This window comes from Peribacillus sp. NPDC060253, assembly GCF_042727425.1.
Taxonomy (GTDB): domain Bacteria; phylum Bacillota; class Bacilli; order Bacillales; family DSM-1321; genus Peribacillus.
This window is the reverse complement of sequence record NZ_JBHXAS010000259.1, coordinates 1-1,987: the sequence shown is the minus strand read 5'-3', so window position 1 is coordinate 1,987 and position 1,987 is coordinate 1. Positions and strand designations below refer to the sequence as shown.

Sequence of the window (1,987 nt, the reverse complement as noted above, 5' to 3'; positions counted from 1 at the left end):
TTCCTGGTCTGCGCTTCCTTCTTCTGCGCTTCCTTGTACGCCTTCGACCCGGCCGCGGCCTTCTTCTGGGCCTCGGCGAGGTCAGCCCACGCCTTGCGCAGCGCTTCCAAGGCCTTGTCGTACCGGCCCTTGGCGTCCGACGGCCCACCGAGGACAGGCTGACCGGTCGGCGTGTACGTGAAGCCGGGGATGCCACCGGAGGCGAACCACTGGACCGAGCCGCCCAGCCTCTTCACCGTCTCAGCGGCGATCTGCCGGGACCGAGGACGCTTGGAACGGGCGAGCGGGATGTACGCCTCGCCGCCAGTCTCCGGTTCCGCCCACATCCGCCACTCGCCCGGCCGGGCGATCTGCGCGATGTGGTTCTCGGCGCCGCCAGCGAAGAACGCGAGACCGCCGCGGGCGTACTTGGAGACGCCGCCCTCGCCCGTGGAGGGGCGACCGGACGTGTTCTTGCTGGCGATCTCCTGCCGGTACGTGGTGATCGTGACGGACTTGTCGTGCAGTGCCTCGATGGCCCGGCGCAGGGCGTCCACGGCGGCCTTCTGGCTGCCGGTCGGGACGGTGATCTCGACCTTCTTGCCCTTGGTGTGCTTGATCTTGAAGCCGAGGTCTTCGAGCTGCTTCTGACCTTCCTTGGTCAGAGCGTCGACCGTGATCTTCTTGCTCTTGGTCTCGGCCAGCTTCTTCTTGACCGTCTCCAGGTCCTTGGCCGCCGCCTCAGTCTTGGCGTCGACCTTCGTCTCCACCTTGCCGGGCAGCTTCAGGTACGCCGCGGTGAGCTTGTCGATGGCGTCCGAGCTGAAGCCAGCGGCAGCCATCTGCTTCCTGAGCAGGCTGATGTCCTTCTCCAGGACCTTCTGCCCGGCCGCCTGGCTGTTCTTCTGCTCGGCGACAGCCTGGGCGTGCTCCTGCGCGGCCTTGGCCGCGTCGAGGAATGCGCCCTTTACCTTCCGGCCCTTCTCGCTGGTGACGTCCAGCGACTTGCCGTTCTCCTTGACCGTCTTGGTCAGGTCGGCCAGCGACTGCCGGAAGGAGATCTCACGCTCGGCCGTGGAGATCGCCGTGCCGTTCAGCTTGTTGAGGGCGTCGCTCAGCTTCTCCGCCTCGCTGCGCTGGTCCGCCATCTCGTCAGCCGACATACCGAGCTGCTTCGCCAACTCGGCCTGCGAGTCGGCCGACAGCTTGGTCTGCGTGTCGGTCGCAGTCAGGGCGTCCGCGTAGCCGGGCAGCAGAGTGCGCAGCTTCTCCGTGCTCGTGCCCTGCGCCTCAGCCTCCTTGGCCAGACGGTTGAAGGCCTGCGCCGCCACGTCCGGCGCACCACCGTCGACGAGACTCCGCAGGGCCTCGTCGACGGCGTGCAGCTTGTCGCGGGCATCGTCCAGGCCGGCAGAGTCCGACCCGAGGTGGGTGATCGTGTAGAGGCTGTCGCCGATCCGGTTGAGGGCGCTCGGGTGGGCGATGCGTGCGACGGCCTCGCCGAACCCGTCCAGGTCCTGCCCGAACGTCTTGACCAGCTCGCCCGCTGCCTTCCCCGTCTTGGCGAAGTTCAGCAGGGCGTTACCCATGGCCGTGATGTTGGGCGGGGCGTCCCGGAACTGGGCCTCCAGCTTCTCGACGCCCCAGGAGATGGCGGCCAGGCCAGCGACCACAACGCTCAGCCGTCCGAGGCCCATCATGAGCGCCCGGGTCCGGGCTGCGGTGATGCCCAACTCAGTCAGCGCGGTGCGGGTGGCAGCGATCCGCGGCAGCAGCAGCAGGAACCCGGCGACGGCGAGGCCTGCGGCACCGCCGATGCCTGTCATCAGGGTCACGGTGTGCTGGAGCTCGGGCGGCAGGTCGTTGTAGGCGGCCACCAGCCGAGTAACCCACTGGGTCATCGTGCGCAGCGCACCGTTCGCGGCGCTGCCGCCCTCGATGAGCGCGACCTCGATCGCGGCGCGCAGCATCTCCAGGTCGCCCGAGAGGTTGTCGACCTGAGTAGCGG

At 68.2% G+C, this 1,987-nt stretch carries 1 protein-coding gene; it reads right to left on the bottom strand.

The annotated features are described in order from the left end of the window. The coding region (locus ACFWE9_RS26800) for a hypothetical protein (RefSeq protein ID WP_377359656.1) at positions 1–1,987 on the bottom strand (1,987 nt) is incomplete at both ends.